The organism is Brevibacillus panacihumi (assembly GCF_003710985.1).
GTDB lineage: Bacteria > Bacillota > Bacilli > Brevibacillales > Brevibacillaceae > Brevibacillus > Brevibacillus panacihumi.
Genome location: NZ_RHHT01000064.1, coordinates 1 through 19,157, shown reverse-complemented (window position 1 = coordinate 19,157; position 19,157 = coordinate 1). Strand labels below are relative to the sequence as shown.

The window sequence follows — 19,157 nt, the reverse complement described above, 5'->3', positions numbered from 1 at the left end:
TTTGTGATTCACAAGCGGTCATATCTTTTTTCCCGTCCATCTAAAATGGTATAAGGAGGTCACTCGCATGGACTACGCAGTGGAAGCGTTGTCACATCTGCCAGCACATCTGGTACAAACGGCGAAGAATCTCTTCGACGGCCAAGACCCCGCACATGACTGGGAGCATAATCTGCGGGTGATCGGCATGTGTGAGCGCATCGGACGGGTAGAAGGGGCACAAATGACGGTTCTGCGCTTAGCTGCTCTGCTGCACGACATCGGACGGGCAGAGGAGCGAAGAACAGGGGAGTGCCATGCCGAGATCAGCGCGCGCCACGCCCAGGAGCTTTTGCAGAGGGAGGGGCTGGAATCAGGGCAGATCGAGCAGATTCAAGCCGCGATCCTCGCTCACCGCTTTCGCAAAGAGCGCCCGCCCGTTACGCTGGAAGAGAAAATACTCTTTGATGCGGACAAATTGGATTCCATCGGTGCGATTGGGGTAGCCCGAGCTTTTGCTTATTCCGGCGTGTTGGGACAGCCGATTGACACCAAGGACCCCGGGCAGCATACACCGCAAAAAGAGTTCGAATGGAAGCTGTCGCGCATTAAAGACAAGCTGTACACCTCTACAGCCCGGCAGATCGCCGAAGAAAGGCATCGCTTTATGACACAGTTTTTTGAACAGTGGGAAGAAGAAGTGCGAGGCATACGCTAACACGCTTGCAAAGAGAGGAGGGAAGCTGATGTTCCGATGGTTAGTCATGCTGTTCCTGAATGGTGCAGCTCTTTTTTACATCAGTTCGTGGTTCGATTCGATTACCATTGCGAATTTGTCTGTGGCGGTTTGGGCGGCTTTGGTGCTGGGGATCGTGAATACATTGGTCCGACCGGTGCTCATGTTGCTTACCTTCCCGCTGCATATCCTGACCTTGGGCCTGTTCTGGTTCGTTATCAATGCCGCTACATTCGCCCTGACAGCCTTTTTTATTGATGGCTTTGAGTTGGGACCATGGCCCGGCAATCTCGGCACCGTGATTGTCGCTGCGGCCTTGATGAGCTTTTTTGGATGGCTGATTGATTTGATTCTCGGAAAGAAAAAGAGATCATAAAAAAATCCCGCTTGTCCCTCATCGGAGGGGATACGCGGGATTTTCAAGTTTATCTTCACTATTTTTTCATCTCTTCAGATAGCTGCTTATCTCGGACTTGAGGAGGAACTGGTTCGTAAATCAGGCCAACCTTCAGGACTCCCGATAGATTTAGAGAAGAAATACGGGCAAAGAAATGATTGGACAACGTTTGTACCTTTTTCATTTTTCAACCACCCTCTCAAAGAAATTTTCCATGCGGGAAACAAGTTGGAACGAGCCAGGCAACAAAAGAGCAGATTGCATCAAAGCAGCGATGATGTTCGCAATAATTAGACTATAAGCATATTCTACCAAAAGGAGGGACAAGGTACAACTGGTTGCAAGCAAAAAAAGTACAATCTTCCTATTTCTTTTCTGGATTTCAGGATGATCAGGAACGTATGTATGTTTTGCGGGTGCATATCGGAAGTTGACCAGAAATGCAAGACCCATTGCTCCCAAAATTAGGAGATATATGTAAGGGGTAGGAACCGCCGGCAGATGCTTCAGAATATATCCGCCGGCGTTCATGAGAGAGAAGGTAGCGACCGCGCAGGTCCAAGGATTTCGCAGATGTACGCCCCCGGTAATCATGCGATACACAAAAAACAGGAAAGTGACGAGAAATACTTCTGCGATGATTCCAAACAATGCCGATACGATGAGCAAGGCAAGGCCGTTGATGATATTTAGCAGGACGATCTCGATGCCGTGAGCGAGCTGGCCAATCGAGTAAGGAGAATCCTCCGTCTTGATCTTTTTGGCGAGTTGTAAAGATATCTTCTCTGACCATGTCATATCATGATCCCTCCTAATCGCGATCCGATCGATTTGCAAAGGAAACATGGAAACGGGTTATGCCATTTTCAGAACAGACAGTGACTTTGCCTCCGTAACGCTCGGTTACAGATTTGACGATCGAAAGACCCAGACCTCCTTGCCCGTTTGTCTTCGTTGTATATCCGATGGAAAAGACTTCGTTCAGCTTATCCTCGGGGATGCAGGGGCCGCTATTTTCAATGATAAGAAAGAGTTCACGCTCGGATTGACCCCAATCCAGCCGGATATACCGATTTTCCTCAAGCTCGTAAGAAGTGGCACGAATGGCATTATCCAATAGATTTCCCAATATTTTGATTAAATCATAGGTTTTGATATGAGCAAATTGATTTCCAGTGGTTACATTCATGGTCAAAGGAATACGCTCTGCCAGACATAAGGCCATTTTGGACTGAAGCAAGGAGGAGACTGCGGGATTCTTGATTCCTCCCAGCACATGGGAGCTGGAATCTACCGTCTTCTCTGTGATCAGGATTTCTTGCAATAGCTGCTCTACGTACTCTTTCGCAAGATCATACAAACCCTTTTTCAAAAAGCCGTTAATAGCAGTGTAATGGTTTAGGGAGTCATGCTTGATCGAACGTATGGCAGTCAGCATATCGTGAATGCTTTTCAGATAAGGGGTCCCCGTCTCTTCTTCGACGCGATGAATGGTCAAGGTCAGGTATACTCGGAACAAGAAGACGATCAGAATAAATAAGACCAGGATCAATATTTGAAAGAGCATCTGAAATTGCGGGGTGTAAAGCTGTGCCAGAGTCGAATTGTTCTCTCTGAGAAAGAAGGACGTATTCATAAAGAGAATCAGCAAAAATTCGATGCTTCCTACCAAAATCAGCAGAAAAAGATAACGATTATATCGATTCCTCGGAAACAGGCGGCGTATATCAAATTTCATCTGCCGCAGGATCACCGCACAGATCAGCAAAAGCCCCAGATAGAGAAGCCGTACCACCACCATCAGCATGTTTGTCGAGAGGATATCCAGCCAGTAAATCTGTTGACTGTTGTAAATGATCAGCAGGATAAATTCTGCCAGAATCATGGAGCCCAAGCTCGCGGTAGACATAAAGACCGCCCTGAGAAGACCGGGCTGATACAAAAAGTAGAAAATCAAGGTCATGCAAAGGAACATGGTTAATACTTTGGGTTGATAAGATACTTCATACAAGGCTAAAAGCTCGCCACATACGGACAAGAGAACAGCGAACAGCAAAGCTTTCTTCTTATGCTCGAATATCGAACGGTTAAACATCGCCAGACCAATGGTCAACAATAAGAAGGCTTCCGGTACGTCCACAAGAACGAATCGCAGTATAAGATCCAAGATGATGCCTCCTTTCAGTCCGAGATTCAAAAGACTGATCTATGGTAAATACATGTGGCAAATCTATGAAACAATAGGTAACAACATTTCTATCTTATGAAATAAGAAGAAAAATGTAAATGATACAACAAAGTGTTGCAAGAAGAAGCAGGGAGAACGGTTGTCGCCGCTACACACCTTTCGATACAATAGAGGGAAGAACGGGGATGAAAATCCTTGTGTTAGGGGGAAGCCTCATGCGCAAGACAAATGTGGGTCATCTTGCCCATCATTTCAACATGAATATTTTAAGCGGCGAAGAAGGACTAGGAAGAGAAATAACCGTGACGGATCTCAGTCGTCCTGGGCTGCAATTAGCCGGTTACTATTCCTATTATGCAGAAGAGCGGATACAACTCTTTGGATTGACAGAGGTTACCTTTTACAAAACCTTGTCGCGGGAAGAGCGGCTGGAACGAATGAATTTTCTCATGCAGGGGCAGACGCCTTGTTTTTGCGTAACCCGCAATTTGCCTGTGCCGGATGAGATGATCGAGGTATCGAACACGTACAATGTTCCGGTGCTGCAATCCCCGCTGGCGACAACAACGCTGGTAGGGAAAGTGACCAACTACTTGGAGAACCGCTTGGCTCCCACGACCACGATCCACGGGGTGTTGACGGATATCTACGGGGTCGGTGTCCTGATCATGGGCGCAAGCGGGATCGGAAAAAGTGAAGCGGCCCTGGAATTGGTCAAACGCGGCCATCGCCTGGTGGCAGACGATGCGGTAGAGATTCGGCAGACCCAAGGCGGACAGTTGAGCGGCAGCGCGCCGGAGTTGATTCAGCATTTGCTGGAAATCCGCGGCGTAGGCATCATCAATGTCATGACGATGTTTGGAGCCGGGGCAGTGCGAAATGTGAAAAATATTGAGATGGTCGTGCAGCTGGAGCTGTGGGAGCCGCACAAGATGTACGAGCGGCTTGGCTTGGATGAAGAGACAGTCAAGATCATGGATATGGAGATTCCGATCATCACCGTTCCGGTACGACCTGGTCGAAACCTCGCCGTCATCATTGAGGTAGCGGCGATGAACTTCCGTTTGAAGCGGATGGGCTACAATGCAGCGGTTCACTTCTCGCGCAAACAATCCGACGCGATTCTGGAGGATGCCGAAGCCGATCTCTAATGAAGAAGAAGGGGACAAGCCGATATGAGAAACACCACGCGTTATCCCGTTCACGGTGCCAATCCGTTGTGGCAGATGTACAAGACCGTGAGCTTCTGGAAGGTGATGAAAAGCTTTGCTGTGATTCAACTGGCCAGATACACTCCCTTCTTGTCCTGGAAGAACTGGCTGTATCGCACCTTTTTGCGGATGGAGGTCGGGGAGCATACCGCCATTGCGTTGATGGTCATGATGGACACCATGTTTCCGGAATTGATCAAGATTGGACGAAATAGCGTCATCGGATACAATACGACGATCCTGGCGCATGAATACCTTGTGGATGAATACCGTCTCGGAGAGGTGAGGATTGGCGATAACGTACTGATCGGGGCCAATACGACGATTCTTCCCGGTGTGACGATCGGGGACGGGGCCATTGTAGCTGCAGGAACCGTCGTGCACAAGGATGTTGCGCCAGGCGCTTTTGTCGGGGGCAATCCGATGCAGGTTATCCGGGAAGGTACAGCAAGCAAGGAAACGGAATGATTGTGAAAGCGGGGGGACACGCATTAGTGTCTCCCCTTTTTTGTTCTTTTCTGACTATTCGTATCGCTGTTGACCATCCATACATTCCGTGATACTCTTCTACATAACACTTTAGTTTGCTACCATATTAGCAGAGTGAAGCAACGAGGCGCAGGAGGGTATCACGATGACAAAGCCGTTGGGATTTGAAAAGCCGTTGGGAATGCGGGATATATTGCCAGATTCGCTGGTCAAACAACGGCATTTGGAAAGAGCGCTGCGGAAGTGCATTGAACCCTGGGGATACGAGGAAATTTCCACGCCCTCCCTGGAGTATTACGATACAGTCGGGGTTGCCAGCGCAATTGTAACCGATCGAATGTTTCGCCTGTTGGACAAACAAGGACATACCGTCGTTTTGCGGCCAGATATGACGACGCCGATCGCACGGGTGGTTTCTTCCTTATATAAAGATGTGCCGTTGCCAATCCGTCTGTTTTACCAAGCGAATGTGTTTCGAGCCCAGGAAAAGGAAGCGGGACGCAATGCGGAGTTTTTTCAGACGGGGATTGAGCTCATTGGCGATGCGTCGGAGGATGCGGATGCCGAAGCGATTGCCCTGGCAGTCTTCTGCCTGCGGGCGGCAGGTGTAGCGACGTTCCGAATCGCTATCGGTCATGTCGATTTCGTCGAGGGTCTGCTGGAGGAAGAGATTGCCGATGAAGAGGTGAAAAGCCAATTCCGCACCTTCCTGTATGAGCGGGATTTCGTCGGATACCGCCAGCTGCTGTCATCCCTGGAACTGCCGGGGGAGTCGAAGCATCGATTGGAGTCCCTGCTCCGTCTGCGCGGCGGCAAGGGAAAGATCGACGAGGCCAGAGAATTGACGGTGAATGGAAAGGCGCGCAGAGCGGTCGATACAGTCGCTTCTCTCTGGGATGCGCTGGAAGCGTATGGGGTGACGGACGATCTTTTGCTCGACTTCAACCTGATCAGCAATTTGAATTACTACACAGGTGTTGTCTTTGAAGGATACGCGGCAGATCTGGGCTCGCCGCTGCTTGGCGGAGGACGCTACGATCATCTGGCAGCCCAGTTTGGACGCCCGGCGCCAGCTACAGGCTTTGCGATCAAAATGGATCGCCTCTTGCTGGTCACGCCAGAGATGGATGGCCCCCCGCCTGCTCGAGTCCTGCTGTGCTATACCGCGCAGCGACGACGTGAAGCGTTGGCGGAGGCGCAATTGCTGCGCGAGGATGGTCTGGTGGTCGTGACGAGGCTGATCGAACAAGAATCCGATGTAACGGACAGCGACAAGGCTGTGTACGCCAAAATAATCTGCATGACGCAAAAGGAGGAGTAGGAGATGAGCTCATTGGACCGTTCACAAAAACTGACCATTGCGATGCCGAAAGGGCGCATCTTTGAGGAAGCCGTCCACTTTTTGCAGCAGGCAGGCTTGCAGGTTACGGCAGAATTGCAAGACTCACGCAAGCTGGTCATTCCGGTGGAAAACGCGCAGTTGGAATTTATCCTGGCAAAGCCGACAGATGTGCCGACCTATGTGGAGTACGGCGTAGCGGATGTCGGGGTGGTAGGCAAGGATGTACTGCTGGAAGAAGAGCGCGACGTATACGAGCTGCTGGATCTGCAAATTGGCTACTGCCGAATGATGGTGGCCGGCATGCCGGATTGGAAGCCGACAGAGGCGCCGCGTGTCGCCACGAAGTATCCGAAAATCGCTTCTCGCTATTTTCGCGAGCAGGGGCAGCAGGTGGAGGTCATCAAGCTGAATGGATCGGTCGAGCTGGCCCCGATGATCGGGCTGGCGGATCGCATCGTCGACATCGTCTCCACGGGCCGTACCTTGAAGGAAAATGGGCTGATCGAGCTGGAGCATATCTGTGAAATCACGACAAGGCTGATCGCCAACCGCGCAAGCTACCGGATGAAAAGTGGGGCGGTAGACGATATTGCACAGAAGTTTATGGAGGTTATCCCTCGTTCAATCAGATAGAAAAGGGTGAGCAACATGCTGAGAATCATCCCAGCCGAGCAATACCAAGCCAAACGCTCTGTCGATTCGGGGACGAAAGAGCAGCAAGAAACGGTCAAAGCGATCCTCGCCGAAGTCAAAGAACGGGGGGATCAGGCGCTCCGTTCCTATACAGAGAAGTTCGACCGAGTGGCATTAGCCGATTTTCGCGTGAGTGAAGCGGAGTTCGCAGAGGCGGAGTCGCTTGTTTCCAAGGATGTGCAAGAGGCATTGAAAGAAGCAGCCACCAACATTCGCGACTTCCATGAACGGCAGGTTCGCCAATCCTGGTTTTCCACCAAAGAGAGCGGAACGATCCTCGGCCAGATCATCCGTCCATTAAAACGAGTGGGATTGTACGTACCCGGGGGAACAGCCGCATACCCGTCCAGTGTCTTGATGAATGCCGTCCCTGCGAAGATTGCCGGAGTATCGGAAGTGGTGATCACGACGCCGCCTGGAGCGGATGGAAAAGTAAATCCGGCGATTCTCTTCGCTGCCAAAATCGCGGGTGTGACCGAGATCTACAAGGTAGGAGGAGCGCAGGCGATAGCGGCCCTCACCTACGGTACGGAGCAGATCAAAGCGGTGGATAAAATCGTCGGACCGGGCAATATGTACGTTGCGCTGGCGAAAAGAGAAGTGTTTGGTCTGGTCAGCATCGATATGGTAGCGGGTCCGAGCGAAATCGCCGTACTGGCTGACGATACCGCCAATCCGCGTTATGTGGCAGCGGACCTGCTGTCTCAGGCCGAGCATGATCCGATGTCTGCAGCGGTGCTGGTGACTCCATCGACAGCTTTGGCACAGGCTGTAGCGCAGGAGGTCGAACGCCAGTTGGCTGATTTGCCGCGCAAGTCGATCGCGGAGGCTTCGATTCGCAACCATGGCGCGATTATTCTGGTAAACGATCTGGACGCAGGCTTTGCCGTGATCAATGAGATCGCACCGGAGCATCTGGAGATCATGACGGCAGATCCGTTTGCGCATCTGGGCAAGGTAGAGAATGCCGGGGCTATTTTCCTCGGGCCATACAGCTCTGAACCTGTCGGCGATTATTTTGCAGGCTCCAATCACGTGATCCCGACGAACGGCACCGCGCGTTTTTCCTCGCCTTTATCGGTGGATGACTTCATCAAAAAATCGAGTGTGGTCTCCTACAGCAGACGTGATTTGGAGGAGAATGGACATAAAATCGTGACCCTTGCCGAACAAGAGGGGCTGGCTGCACACGGCCGTGCCATATCAGAGAGGCTTCGTGACTTTACAAGTGAAGAGCAGGAGCGTGACAACGGATGAGCGAGCAGCAAAAGCGTACAGCGCAGATTGAGCGCAATACAAAAGAAACACAAATCGCCCTCACCTTCGGGATAGACGGCACGGGCGAGAGCAAGCTGGATTCAGGCGTGCCTTTTTTTGATCACATGCTGGACGCGTTTACCCGCCATGGCTTTTTCGATCTACAGGTGCAGGCCAAGGGAGATATCGAGATCGACTATCACCATACAGTCGAGGACATTGGGATCTGCCTGGGCAATGCTGTACGGGAGGCATTGGGCGATAAGAAGGGGATCAAGCGCTACGGCAACGCCTTCGTGCCGATGGATGACGCTTTGGCACAGGTCGTGATCGACATCAGCAACCGCCCGCATCTTGAATACCGGGCGACGTACCAGACGCCGATGGTGGGACAGTTTCCTACTGAGTTGGTTCACGAGTTTTTGTGGAAATTTGCTTTGGAGGCGCGCATCAACCTGCACGTGATTCTCCACTATGGTCACAATACGCATCATATGATCGAAGCGATTTTCAAGGCATTGGGCCGCGCACTTGATGAAGCGACAATGATCGATCCGCGCGTCAAAGGCGTTCCGTCTACCAAAGGGGTTTTGTAAAATGATCGGCATCATCGACTACGGCATGGGGAATTTGTACAGTTTGAGCAAGGCTTTGGAGCGGTTGGGGTACACCTATGAATTCGTCTCCCGACCGGAGCGGCTGAAGGAGTATACGGGGCTGATCCTGCCAGGAGTCGGTGCGTTTGGGGATGCTATCGCCAACATCAGGGAGCTGGGCCTGGTGGAAGGAATCCGGGACTATGCCGCTTCTGGCCGACCGATTCTCGGGATCTGCCTGGGGATGCAGCTTTTGTTTGACAAAAGCGAGGAGCATGGCGAGCACCAGGGCTTGTCCTTGCTCGCAGGAGAGGTCGTACGTTTTCAAGGGGAATACAAGGTTCCCCATATGGGCTGGAATCAGCTGGAGATCAAAGGAAATGGCGCCAGAAAGCTGCCGCTGCTGGACGGCGTGCAGACAGGCGATTATGTCTACTTCGTGCACTCGTACCACGTCCGGGTTAAGGCGAAGGACATCTTGCTGGCGACGACCGATTACTACCAGGACGTCACGGCGATCGCAGGGCAGGGAAATGTGTACGGCATGCAGTTTCATCCAGAAAAAAGCGGGGACACGGGCATGCGTCTCTTGCGTAATTTCGCGGTACAGTGCGAGGGGGGCTTGGCATGAGTTTTATCATCTATCCGGCTATTGATATTCGAGGCGGCAAATGTGTTCGGCTGTTCCAGGGCGATTATGCGCAGGAGACCGTCTATGCGGACTCTCCGGTGGAAATGGCGAAGCGTTGGGTAGCTCAAGGAGCAGAATGGGTCCATTTGGTTGATCTGGACGGGGCGAAGGAAGGGAAGCCTGCAAACGCCGAATTGATCAAGGAAATCGCTCGTACCATTTCCGTTCCCGTCCAGGTAGGCGGGGGCATTCGCACAGAGGAGCAGATTGCTGATTACCTGCAAGCGGGAGTGGCTCGCGTCATCGTCGGTACTGCAGCTATCGAGGACGAGCCTTTTACCAAAAAAATTCTTGCGGCTCACGGCGACAAGATCGCGATCGGCCTTGACTGCCGCAATGGTCTCGTGGCTACTCGCGGCTGGCTGGAGACTACCGATGTGAAGGCGACAGAGCTGGCTCAAAAGCTCGTCTCCTATGGGGCAGAGACGTTTATCTATACCGATATTGCACGCGACGGCACCTTGACTGGACCCAATGTGGAAGAGATCGCGGGGCTGGCTGTCGCGACGGGCAAGTCCGTAATCGCGTCCGGCGGAGTCAGCAAGCTGGATGACCTGCTGACGCTTTCGGCACATGCGGCTGACGGGGTGTCCGGTGCCATCGTGGGCAAGGCGCTGTATACGAATGCGTTCACCTTAGACGAGGCACTGCGCCGGATGGGGGAGCGTGAGTAGGATGTTGGCAAAGCGAATCATTCCCTGTCTGGACGTAAAGGACGGACGTGTCGTAAAAGGTGTGCAATTCGTCGGGCTGCGCGATGCCGGCGACCCGGTGGAGCTGGCGAAGAAATACAGCGAGGAAGGCGCAGACGAGCTCGTCTTTTTGGACATCTCCGCTTCTCATGAAGGACGTAAAACAATGGTGGATGTCATCGAGCGCACGGCAGCCAATATCACGATTCCGTTCACCGTTGGCGGCGGGATCAACAGCGTCGAGGATATGAAACGAATCCTGCGTGCCGGAGCAGACAAGATCTCGCTCAATACGGCAGCCGTATTGCGGCCGGAGCTGGTTCGCGAGGGGGCGACTGTTTTTGGCTCCCAGTGCATCGTAGTGGCCATCGATGCGAGAAAGGTCGGCGACGGGCGTTGGGAAGTGTATACGCATGGAGGCAGAAATGCGACCGGCCGAGATGTCGTCGAATGGGCCCGGGAAGTGGAGGAGCTGGGAGCAGGAGAACTGTTGTTGACCAGCATGGATGACGATGGGGAGAAAAAGGGCTTTGGCATCGAGCTGACCCGCCGTGTATCGGAAGCAGTCGGCATCCCTGTCATCGCTTCGGGCGGAGCAGGGTCACGCGAGCATTTTTACGATGTACTGACGGAAGGGAAAGCGGACGCAGCGTTGGCAGCTTCTATCTTTCACTATGACGAAACCTCGATACAAGCCGTAAAAGAGTATCTGCAATCCAAAGGAGTTGTAGTAAGGCCATGACAACAGAATGGAACTGGGAGCAACTGAAATTTGACGAAAATGGCCTGATCCCCGCGATCGTGCAGGATGCCGTGAGCAAAACAGTATTGACTCTGGCGTATATGAATCGGGAATCGCTGCAAAAGTCGCTGGAAACGAAGGAAACCTGGTTTTGGAGCCGTTCCCGTCAAGAGCTGTGGCATAAAGGAGCAACCTCCGGGAATACGCAGCGGATCGTTTCTATGAAGGCTGATTGTGACGGAGATTCTTTGGTTGTTCAGGTCGTGCCAAACGGTCCTGCCTGCCATACGGGAGCATACAGCTGCTTTGCCGGCGAAATGCTGCCAGTCGAGGAAAGCACAGAGAAGAGCGGATCTGACCGCTACGCCATCCTGGGGGAACTGGAGCAGCTGATCGCCGAGCGCGAGGCAGAACGCCCGGAAGGCTCCTATACCACCTACCTGTTTGAAAAAGGGGTCGACAAGATATTGAAAAAGGTAGGGGAGGAAGCAGCGGAAGTCATCATTGCGGCGAAAAACCGCGATCCCCAAGAGTTGCGATATGAAGCATCCGACCTGATCTTCCATCTGCTGGTCTTGCTCCGCGAGCAAAAACTGCCATTGGAAGAAGTATTGTCGGAATTGGAACGACGCCGTTGAAGCCGAAGCCATTCTCTTTCCAGAGGATGGCTTTTTTGATACTATTGAAAAAATAACAGACAATTCTGTATTTCCTGCAATAGGAAGAGGAGGAAAGTGGTGACTGCACAGCGGATTTGGCCTATCTTGCTGATCATTCTCATGTTGAGCGGCATGTTATCCATGCCCGTCGAAGCGGAAGAAAGGGTGCTGCGTGTAGCATTTGATAGAGCCTTACCTCCTTTTTCCTCAGCGGATGAGAACGGACATCACATCGAAGGCTTCAACATCGACTTGATCCAGGCCATAGCTACTCAACATGACTGGAGACTGGAGTATGTGCCGCTCGACTGGGAGGACGCCGTTAACGCCTTGCAGACGGGAGCCGTCGATGTAGTGGTCGGGATGAAATACACCAGTCGCTACGACGAGATTTTTGATTTTAGCGAAGCTTTTTTTACCATGTCAGAGGTGCTGCTTGTTCCGCGAGAGGACGAATCCATTTATACATTGAATCAGCTCAGCGAAAAAGTAGTGGCCATCCAGCGCTCGCACAGCAGTATGGAGCTTTTGGAGAGCGTGCGAAGAGTCAAAATGAACGTCTCCTTCAGTCAAAAGGAAGCCTTGGAAAATCTCCTGCGAGGACGGGCGGACGCTTTCATTGGGAATCGCTGGACAGCGGAGTATGTGCTGCGTCAGGAAAATCGGCCGGAAGAGTACGAAATGCGCTCGGGTCTGATTAATCCGACCGATTACGCATTCGCCGTTCGGGATGGTCATACGGAGCTCCTGCTCAAGCTGAACGAAGGCTTGAACCAATTATATCGGGACGGCACCTATTCACGCCTCTACAGCGAATATTTTGAACCGTATTCCCCGCATCTGACGGACTGGTGGCGCAAGCTGGTCATTGGTCTGCTGTTTGTGCTGGCGCTGGGGATTATTTCGCTCGCTCTCTTTTTTGCCTGGAACAAGCGGCTGCAAGCAGAAGTGAGAAGACAGACGGCGGTTCTGGCGGATGTACTGGCATTTCAGCGTAAAGTGCTGGATCACACGGAAAGCGCGATTCTCTCTCTGGACGTATCAGGACGGATTACCTTGATCAATCAGGTAGGGTGCCGCCTGCTGGAGATTGGGGAAGAGGCTTTGGGCAGGCATATCGTCACGTTGTTGCCCGAATTGCCCATCGAAGAGGCGTTCAGAAAGCCGACGCACCAGTATGAAGGGGAGTTCCAGCGGGGAGAGGAGTGGCAGCGAGACTTTCATTACTACATGGCGCCATTCGCCAATGCTGCCAAGGAGCATGTCGGCTGGATCGTCACTCTGGCGGAGCGAACCGATCAAAAGCGCATGCAGACGCGTTTGATTGCCCAGGAGAAAATGCGGGCTTTGGGCCAGTTAATCGCAGGGATCGCCCATGAGATGCGAAATCCATTGACTGCAATCAAGGCATTCGTGGAGATGCTGCCGAAAAAAATCGACGATCCGCGCTTTCGCTCCGAATTGCTTCGCTATGTACCGGAAGAGATGGAGCGTTTGAATCGAATCGTGGAGGATTTGCTGGACTATTCTCGGTCGCGACCGATCCAATTGCAGCCGACTCGCGTGAAAGAAATCATTCAATCGGTTCTTGTGCTTTTTGCCAGGCGGTTTGAGGCCGAACGCATCCAGGTGAAGGTCCAAGCGGAAGACGAGCTGTTCGTGCTGGTGGACAGAGGCAGAATCAAGCAGGTTTTGATCAACCTTGTGATGAACGCGATGGAGGCAATGGCATCCTGCCCGGACAAGGAACTGACCATCAGTGCAGAAGAAAAGGCAGGCGAGGTGTGGGTGTCTGTAACGGATACGGGTGAAGGAATGCAGGAAGAGCAGTGGAACAGGCTTTTTGAGCCTTTCTATACAACCAAGTCCCAGGGAGTCGGACTCGGCCTGTACATCAGTCAAAAAATCATGTGGGAGCATGGAACCTTGCTGACAGGAAGTAGTACCGCTGGAAAAGGAACGACCTTTACCATGCGGCTTGCTAGTGCCAATGAGCCCACTTGCGGAAAGGAGGAAAAACATGCCGCACTTGTTGATCGTGGATGACGAGCCCTCGATTTGCGTTTCCCTTTCATTTGCTCTGGAGGATGAGTACACGGTGTGGACTGCTACGGATCCGCAGGAAGCTCTGGAAATCGTTCGGACCAAGGAAATAGACTGCGTGCTGTTGGATCTAAGTCTGGGCCCATACAGTGGTCTGGAACTGCTGGCAACCTTCAAACAGATCAAGCCGGAGATGACCGTGATCATGATGACGGCATACGGAACGATCGAATCTTCGGTGCAGGCCATCAAAGCAGGGGCTTACCATTATTTAGCAAAACCGTTGCACATGGACGAAGTCAAGCTGCTTTTGCACAAGGCGTTGGATTACCGGAATCTTCACAGGCGAGTACAAGCATTGAGCGAAGCGGTTCGACAGCAGCAATCCTACGCGGGGATTGTCGGAAAGGGACCCGCCATCCAGAAGGTTTTTCAATTGATCGAAAAGGTGAAGGACATCTCCTCCAGCATTTTGATCACAGGCGAGAGCGGGACAGGAAAGGAATTGGTAGCGCGGGCGATCCATTTTGAAGGAAATCGCAGGGACGCGCCTTTTTCCGTCATCAATTGTGCCGCAATACCGGAAGCGCTGCTGGAAAGTGAATTGTTCGGACATGAAAAAGGCACATTTACAGGTGCGTACCAAAGCAAGCAAGGGTTGTTCGAGCGTTCCCAGGGAGGTACGGTCTTTCTCGACGAAATTGGAGAAATGCCGATCGCGCTGCAAGCGAAGCTGCTGCGGGTCATCCAGGAAAAGGTGGTGACGCCGCTGGGAAGCTACGAAACGAAGGAAGTAGATATTCGCATCATTGCGGCAACCAATCGACAGCTTGAAGAAGAAGTGGCACGCGGGCGATTTCGGGAGGATTTGTTTTACCGCTTGAACGTCATTCCGATCCGCACTCCTTCTTTAAGGGAACGAAGAGAGGATATTCCCCTACTGCTGGAGCATTTTCTGTGTCAGTCGGCCGTCACGTTGGGAAAAGGCACAAAAACCTTCTCCGCCGAATCCAAAAAATGGCTGTACAGCTATGCTTATCCGGGGAACGTGAGGGAATTGGCGAACATTGTGGAATACGCAGTCGCCCTGTCGCAGGGGGAAGTGATTACGTTGGATGAGCTGCCCCCGGCTCTGATGGAACGAATGGGAAGCCAGCGGCGAGTCCGTGGTGACCAGGAGGGCATTGTAATTCCGTCAGGCGTAACCCTGGAGGAGGCGGAGCGTCGGATTATTATGCATGCGCTGGAATTGCACGGAGGACATCGGAAAAAGACGGCTGAACAATTGGGAATCAGTGAGCGCGGCTTGAGACAGAAGCTGAAACAATATCAAGAGATCATGTGAATCCGCAAAAACGGCAAAAAATTCCGCTGGGCAAGGGAGTTTTTTGCCGTTTTTCGTGCGGGTTGGCGTTGTGATCTGAATAAAATGCCGATTTTGGGGATTGGCATGGGGATTGCAATTGTTTAGAAGAATGAAAGCGATTTCATAAATAGAGGGGGATTTATCATGTTTCAGAAAAAAGTGATTGCCATCCTGTCATCTGCATTGCTGGCATTGACTGTTACGGCCTGTGGGGGACAGTCGTCGGCACCCGCGCAGGGAGATGCCAATGCTGGAGGGGCTGCAGCTCCAAGCGGCGGTGCAGAACAGAAATTCCTGACGATCGCGACAGGCGGCAGCTCCGGTCCGTACTACACCATCGGAGGGGCAATGGCGAAGGTTTACAAGGACAAGCTGGGCTACAACGCTTCTGTCCAGTCGACAGGCGCATCAGTGGAAAATATCAATTTGATCAAAAGCAAAAAGGCAGACTTGGCTTTCGTCATGTCTGATGTAACGACGTTTGCCTATCAGGGGGAAGAGAATTTCAAGGAGAGCGGAGCCATTAAAGAATTGCGCGCCATGGCGGGGTTGTACCTCAACTACGTGCAGATCGTCACCCTGAAAGACCGCAATATCAAATCGGTGCATGACCTGAAAGGAAAACGCGTCGGTGTCGGTGCGCCCAACTCGGGTGTAGAAGTGAATGCACGCATGGTGCTGGCTGGTCATGGCATTACCTATGACGACATCAAGGCGGACTATCTCTCTTATGCGGAAGCGATTGAGCAGCTGAAAAACAATACGATTGATGCGGCCTTCGTCACATCGGGCTTGCCGAATGCGTCGGTGATTGATCTGGTGACGACCAAAGATGTAGAAATCGTTCCGATTAAAAAAGAGGACGTGGAGAAAATGGCCGAAAAATTCCCGTTCTTTGTCTCAGCCGAGATTCCTTCCGGGGTATATAAGAATGACGAAGCAGTGCAAACGGCAGCCATTCGCAACATTCTTTTGCTGAGCGCCGATTTGTCGGAAGAGCAGGCGTACAATTTGACGAAAACCTTTTTTGAGGAATTGCCTGCCCTGCAAGCAGCCCATAGTGCAGCCAAAGAGATTGATGTGAAGGAAGCGGGCAAGGACCTGGTCGTGCCGCTGCATCCGGGTGCAGAGAAGTACTACAAGGAAGTCGGGGCTTTGAACTAGTGTAAGCAAGACTTGGAAGACTGTGCAGGGGGAGGAAGGAGATACAATCATGCGCAAACGGCTTTCTGTCTTTTTCCTTCTCTTGATGGTGGGGCTTGTCTTGATCGGGCCCCATCCCTATTTGGAGCTCCATGATTTCCATCGGCAGAAATTGCTTGGCGTCGTGCCGTTGCAGATACAAGACCAATTTCAAATTGAATGGATTCACTCGGTCGAGCTCACCCCTTGGCGCGAAACCTACAAGGTCGCCGGATTTTCAGGGATGGAGCTGGCAGCGACTTCTTTCCAATCCTATGGCGCAGGGGTCCCGGTTCATTTTCAAGACCAGCAAGGAGTTCAGGTCAAGGTGCAGGACGGATGGATCACGGTCACTGGCCTGCATGAGAAACGCGACCAGGTGCTTTACCTGATTACACGAGACGATTACCTGCTGCGAGCCGGCGGGAGAACCTGGAAACTGGCTGATGTAGTGCCGTTGGGGTCTTCACTGGGGCTGTCGGTGGGCTGGTATCCCTGGTGGTACCGTTTTGCTGCCGGATTAAACGAGAGAGGAGTGACACAAGGTTGAGCCAAGAAATCAAAATGCCTAATGAAGAAGAGATCCGTGTGAATGAAAGCAAAGCCCAGGAAGTTTTGCAGGAATACGACTTGGAGGCCGGCTATCGCAGATTTTCCAAAAAAGGGATGAGTCTGCTCATTACATTGATTGCGGTGGCTTTCGCCCTGTATCACATGTATGCAGCGTATGCGATTCCACTTGTGACGCTAAAGCACCGTTCCTTGCATGTCGCGATCATTCTGTGTCTTATTTTTTTGCTGTATCCAGGCTGGAAAAAGGCATCACGCAAAACCTTGTCCCTGTTGGATGGGATTTTGGCCCTCGCAGCCTTGGGCACGGCGGGCTATATTTTTATCTATTACCTGGAAATCGTGAATCGGGGCGGCATCCCTTCCACGCTGGATGTTGTTTTTGCGGTCATTACTTGTGTGCTAGTGTTGGAAGCTTCCCGGCGCGTAACCGGGTGGGAATTGACGGCGATGGCGGGAATTTTCGTGGCCTATGCCTATTTGGGGCCTTATTTGCCGGGAGATTTCGGTCATCGCGGCTACACATTCAGTGATATCGCCAACTACATGTACGTGACGACGGAAGGAATATTCGGTGATGCAATCGCAGTATCGGCCTCGTTTATCATTTTATTCATCATTTTCGGAGCTTTCTTGACCAAGACGGGAATGGGGACGTTGTTCAATGATCTCTCCCTTGCGCTGGCAGGCGGAACGAAGGGCGGTCCGGCAAAAGTAGGAGTGATCGCAACTGCTGTGCACGGATCGATCAATGGCTCCGCTGTCGCCAGTGTTGTGACTACCGGTTCCTTTACGATTCCTATGATGAAGCGGGTGGGATACAAGCCGGAATTTGCGGCCGCTGTGGAAGCAACGGCAGCAGTCGGTGGACAGATATTGCCGCCGATTATGGGGGCTGCTGCTTTCATCATGGCGGAAACGCTGGGCATTCCGTATATCACGATTGTCATTGCGGCTGTGATCCCGGCGATCATGTATTATTTTGGACTGCTGGTGCAGGTCCATCTGCGTGCGGATCGGGACAATTTGCAAGGACTGAGCAAAACAGAGCTTCCGAAGATGAAGGACGTTGTCCGCGAGCGGGGACATTTGCTGATTCCATTGGTATTGTTGGTTGTGCTCTTGATGATGGGTTATACGCCCACCCTGGTCGCGGTTGCTACGATTGTGGGGACGGTCATCATTGCGGGCTTGCGAAAATCAAGCCGGATGAACTTTCGCGATATTGTGCAAGCGCTGGAGAGCGGTGTTCGCGATTGCCTTGGTGTCGCAGCAGCGTGCGCGGCTGTTGGCATTACGGTGGGAGTTTTCAGCCTGACGGGATTGGGTTTGAAGCTGGCGAATATCATCTTGATGATGGGATCGGGCAGCCTGTTCATGACCCTCCTCTTTACGATGCTGGCTTCGATTATTTTAGGCTTGGGCCTGCCATCCATTCCTTGCTATATCATCACTGCTACGATGGCGGCACCTGCCTTATCCACGTTCGGCATTGATCCATTGGCTTCCCATTTGTTTGTTTTTTACTTTGGAGCAATCGCCAATCTGACGCCGCCTATTGCATTAGCCGCCTTTGCAGGAGCGGGGATTGCGGGATCGGAGCCGCAGCGTACGGGTTGGGTTTCCTGCAAGCTTGCATTGGCAGGATTTATCGTGCCATTTATCTTTATCTATAAGCCGGGTTTATTGATTCATGATGCAAGCCTGCTGGATATTGCCTTGGCTACGGCAACCACTATGCTGGCTGTGATGGCTTTGGCTGCAGCGACGGAGGGTTTTCTGTTCGCCAAGATCAACTGGCTGCTGCGCATTGTCCTGATCGTGGGAGGAGTGCTGCTAATCTTCCCGGAAGTTCTATTAATTGGTCTGGGACTTGCTTCTCTTGTTGCTGTTACTGTTTTGCAGTGGATGAAAAAACGATCCGCTCATGCGATACAAGCGTAAGGCTATGGGGTGTGATAAGATAGAATTGAATGAGAGAGCGAGCGCATAGCCGCTCTCTTTCATTTGGCAGAAATAACCACGTAAATTACTATTGATTTGCGTGATTTGATGTGATAGATTATTAAATGTCGCCAACGAGCGATGCAAAATAAGAGAAAAGATCAAAAGGAATTTCTCGATAAAAAGATCTTGACTCAGACACATCGAACGTGATAAGATATAAAACGTTCGACAAAAAATGCTCTTTGAAAACTGAACAGCGAAAGCGTTGATGAGTCTATCATTAAATGATTTGCCAGCTTTGAACCAGTAACAAACTTTATTGGAGAGTTTGATCCTGGCTCAGGACGAACGCTGGCGGCGTGCCTAATACATGCCAG

20 protein-coding genes and 1 rRNA gene are annotated in these 19,157 nt (G+C 51.9%); 18 read left to right on the top strand and 3 right to left on the bottom strand.

Annotated elements, in window-relative coordinates; all coding sequences use genetic code 11:
* Positions 1-67 precede the first annotated feature (67 nt).
* Entirely contained in the window at positions 68-697 is a 630-nt protein-coding gene (locus EDM58_RS22275; RefSeq protein ID WP_122915285.1) for an HD domain-containing protein, read from the top strand.
* Between the two features lie 28 nt (positions 698-725).
* The gene (locus EDM58_RS22270; protein ID WP_023555359.1) at positions 726-1,091 is read left to right on the top strand and encodes a phage holin family protein; all 366 of its coding nucleotides are present in this window, start codon (positions 726-728) and stop codon (positions 1,089-1,091) included.
* Positions 1,092-1,149: 58 nt separating this feature from the next.
* Here EDM58_RS22270 and EDM58_RS25905 read toward each other — a convergent pair whose 3' ends face one another.
* From EDM58_RS25905 to EDM58_RS22260, 3 genes are read right to left on the bottom strand one after another with little or no spacing between them, the layout of a single operon-like run.
* The gene (locus EDM58_RS25905) at positions 1,150-1,296 is read right to left on the bottom strand and encodes a hypothetical protein (protein WP_023555360.1); all 147 of its coding nucleotides are present in this window, start codon (positions 1,294-1,296) and stop codon (positions 1,150-1,152) included.
* The gene (locus tag EDM58_RS22265; RefSeq protein WP_023555361.1) at positions 1,293-1,910 is read right to left on the bottom strand and encodes an accessory gene regulator B family protein; all 618 of its coding nucleotides are present in this window, start codon (positions 1,908-1,910) and stop codon (positions 1,293-1,295) included. The genes EDM58_RS25905 and EDM58_RS22265 overlap by 4 nt, the downstream gene beginning before the upstream one ends.
* Before the next feature lie 13 nt (positions 1,911-1,923).
* The gene (locus tag EDM58_RS22260; protein ID WP_023555362.1) at positions 1,924-3,279 is read right to left on the bottom strand and encodes a sensor histidine kinase; all 1,356 of its coding nucleotides are present in this window, start codon (positions 3,277-3,279) and stop codon (positions 1,924-1,926) included.
* Positions 3,280-3,515: 236 nt separating this feature from the next.
* On the opposite strand from EDM58_RS22260, the gene hprK reads away from it, so the two are divergent.
* The 16 genes from hprK to EDM58_RS22180 all read left to right on the top strand — a co-directional run.
* Positions 3,516-4,451, top strand: coding sequence for an HPr(Ser) kinase/phosphatase (gene hprK / locus EDM58_RS22255; RefSeq protein ID WP_023555363.1), 936 nt, complete (start codon positions 3,516-3,518; stop codon positions 4,449-4,451).
* A gap of 24 nt (positions 4,452-4,475) precedes the next feature.
* Positions 4,476-4,979: an acyltransferase gene (locus EDM58_RS22250; RefSeq protein WP_023555364.1), complete on the top strand. Its 504-nt coding sequence runs from the start codon at positions 4,476-4,478 to the stop codon at positions 4,977-4,979.
* Between the two features lie 166 nt (positions 4,980-5,145).
* Complete coding sequence (locus EDM58_RS22245; RefSeq protein WP_023555365.1) at positions 5,146-6,321, top strand: ATP phosphoribosyltransferase regulatory subunit; 1,176 nt, start codon at positions 5,146-5,148, stop codon at positions 6,319-6,321.
* Between the two features lie 3 nt (positions 6,322-6,324).
* Complete coding sequence (gene hisG / locus EDM58_RS22240) at positions 6,325-6,975, top strand: ATP phosphoribosyltransferase (protein ID WP_023555366.1); 651 nt, start codon at positions 6,325-6,327, stop codon at positions 6,973-6,975.
* Between the two features lie 15 nt (positions 6,976-6,990).
* Positions 6,991-8,292, top strand: a complete 1,302-nt coding sequence (gene hisD / locus EDM58_RS22235) for a histidinol dehydrogenase (RefSeq protein ID WP_425455634.1) — start codon at positions 6,991-6,993, stop codon at positions 8,290-8,292.
* A complete protein-coding gene (gene hisB, locus EDM58_RS22230) occupies positions 8,289-8,888 on the top strand; it encodes an imidazoleglycerol-phosphate dehydratase HisB (protein WP_023555368.1) in 600 nt (199 codons plus the stop codon). The genes hisD and hisB overlap by 4 nt, the downstream gene beginning before the upstream one ends.
* Before the next feature lies 1 nt (position 8,889).
* Positions 8,890-9,519: an imidazole glycerol phosphate synthase subunit HisH gene (gene hisH / locus EDM58_RS22225; RefSeq protein WP_122915284.1), complete on the top strand. Its 630-nt coding sequence runs from the start codon at positions 8,890-8,892 to the stop codon at positions 9,517-9,519.
* Positions 9,516-10,253 (top strand): 1-(5-phosphoribosyl)-5-[(5-phosphoribosylamino)methylideneamino]imidazole-4-carboxamide isomerase, encoded by a 738-nt coding sequence (gene hisA / locus EDM58_RS22220; protein ID WP_122915283.1) that lies wholly within the window; start codon positions 9,516-9,518, stop codon positions 10,251-10,253. The genes hisH and hisA overlap by 4 nt, the downstream gene beginning before the upstream one ends.
* A gap of 1 nt (position 10,254) precedes the next feature.
* Positions 10,255-11,013: an imidazole glycerol phosphate synthase subunit HisF gene (gene hisF / locus EDM58_RS22215; RefSeq protein ID WP_122915282.1), complete on the top strand. Its 759-nt coding sequence runs from the start codon at positions 10,255-10,257 to the stop codon at positions 11,011-11,013.
* On the top strand, positions 11,010-11,651 hold the full coding sequence (hisIE, locus tag EDM58_RS22210) for a bifunctional phosphoribosyl-AMP cyclohydrolase/phosphoribosyl-ATP diphosphatase HisIE (protein ID WP_122915281.1): 642 nt from the start codon (positions 11,010-11,012) through the stop codon (positions 11,649-11,651). Before hisF ends, hisIE begins: the two co-directional genes overlap by 4 nt.
* A 99-nt stretch (positions 11,652-11,750) precedes the next feature.
* Entirely contained in the window at positions 11,751-13,718 is a 1,968-nt protein-coding gene (locus EDM58_RS22205; protein ID WP_246000970.1) for a transporter substrate-binding domain-containing protein, read from the top strand.
* Complete coding sequence (locus EDM58_RS22200; RefSeq protein ID WP_122915280.1) at positions 13,693-15,060, top strand: sigma-54-dependent transcriptional regulator; 1,368 nt, start codon at positions 13,693-13,695, stop codon at positions 15,058-15,060. The genes EDM58_RS22205 and EDM58_RS22200 overlap by 26 nt, the downstream gene beginning before the upstream one ends.
* Positions 15,061-15,225: 165 nt before the next feature.
* Entirely contained in the window at positions 15,226-16,245 is a 1,020-nt protein-coding gene (locus tag EDM58_RS22195) for a TAXI family TRAP transporter solute-binding subunit (protein WP_122915279.1), read from the top strand.
* Between the two features lie 49 nt (positions 16,246-16,294).
* Positions 16,295-16,813: a DUF1850 domain-containing protein gene (locus EDM58_RS22190; protein ID WP_122915278.1), complete on the top strand. Its 519-nt coding sequence runs from the start codon at positions 16,295-16,297 to the stop codon at positions 16,811-16,813.
* Positions 16,810-18,777, top strand: a complete 1,968-nt coding sequence (locus EDM58_RS22185) for a TRAP transporter permease (RefSeq protein ID WP_122915277.1) — start codon at positions 16,810-16,812, stop codon at positions 18,775-18,777. The genes EDM58_RS22190 and EDM58_RS22185 overlap by 4 nt, the downstream gene beginning before the upstream one ends.
* Before the next feature lie 319 nt (positions 18,778-19,096).
* A 16S ribosomal RNA gene (locus EDM58_RS22180) occupies positions 19,097-19,157 on the top strand; the annotation flags it as partial.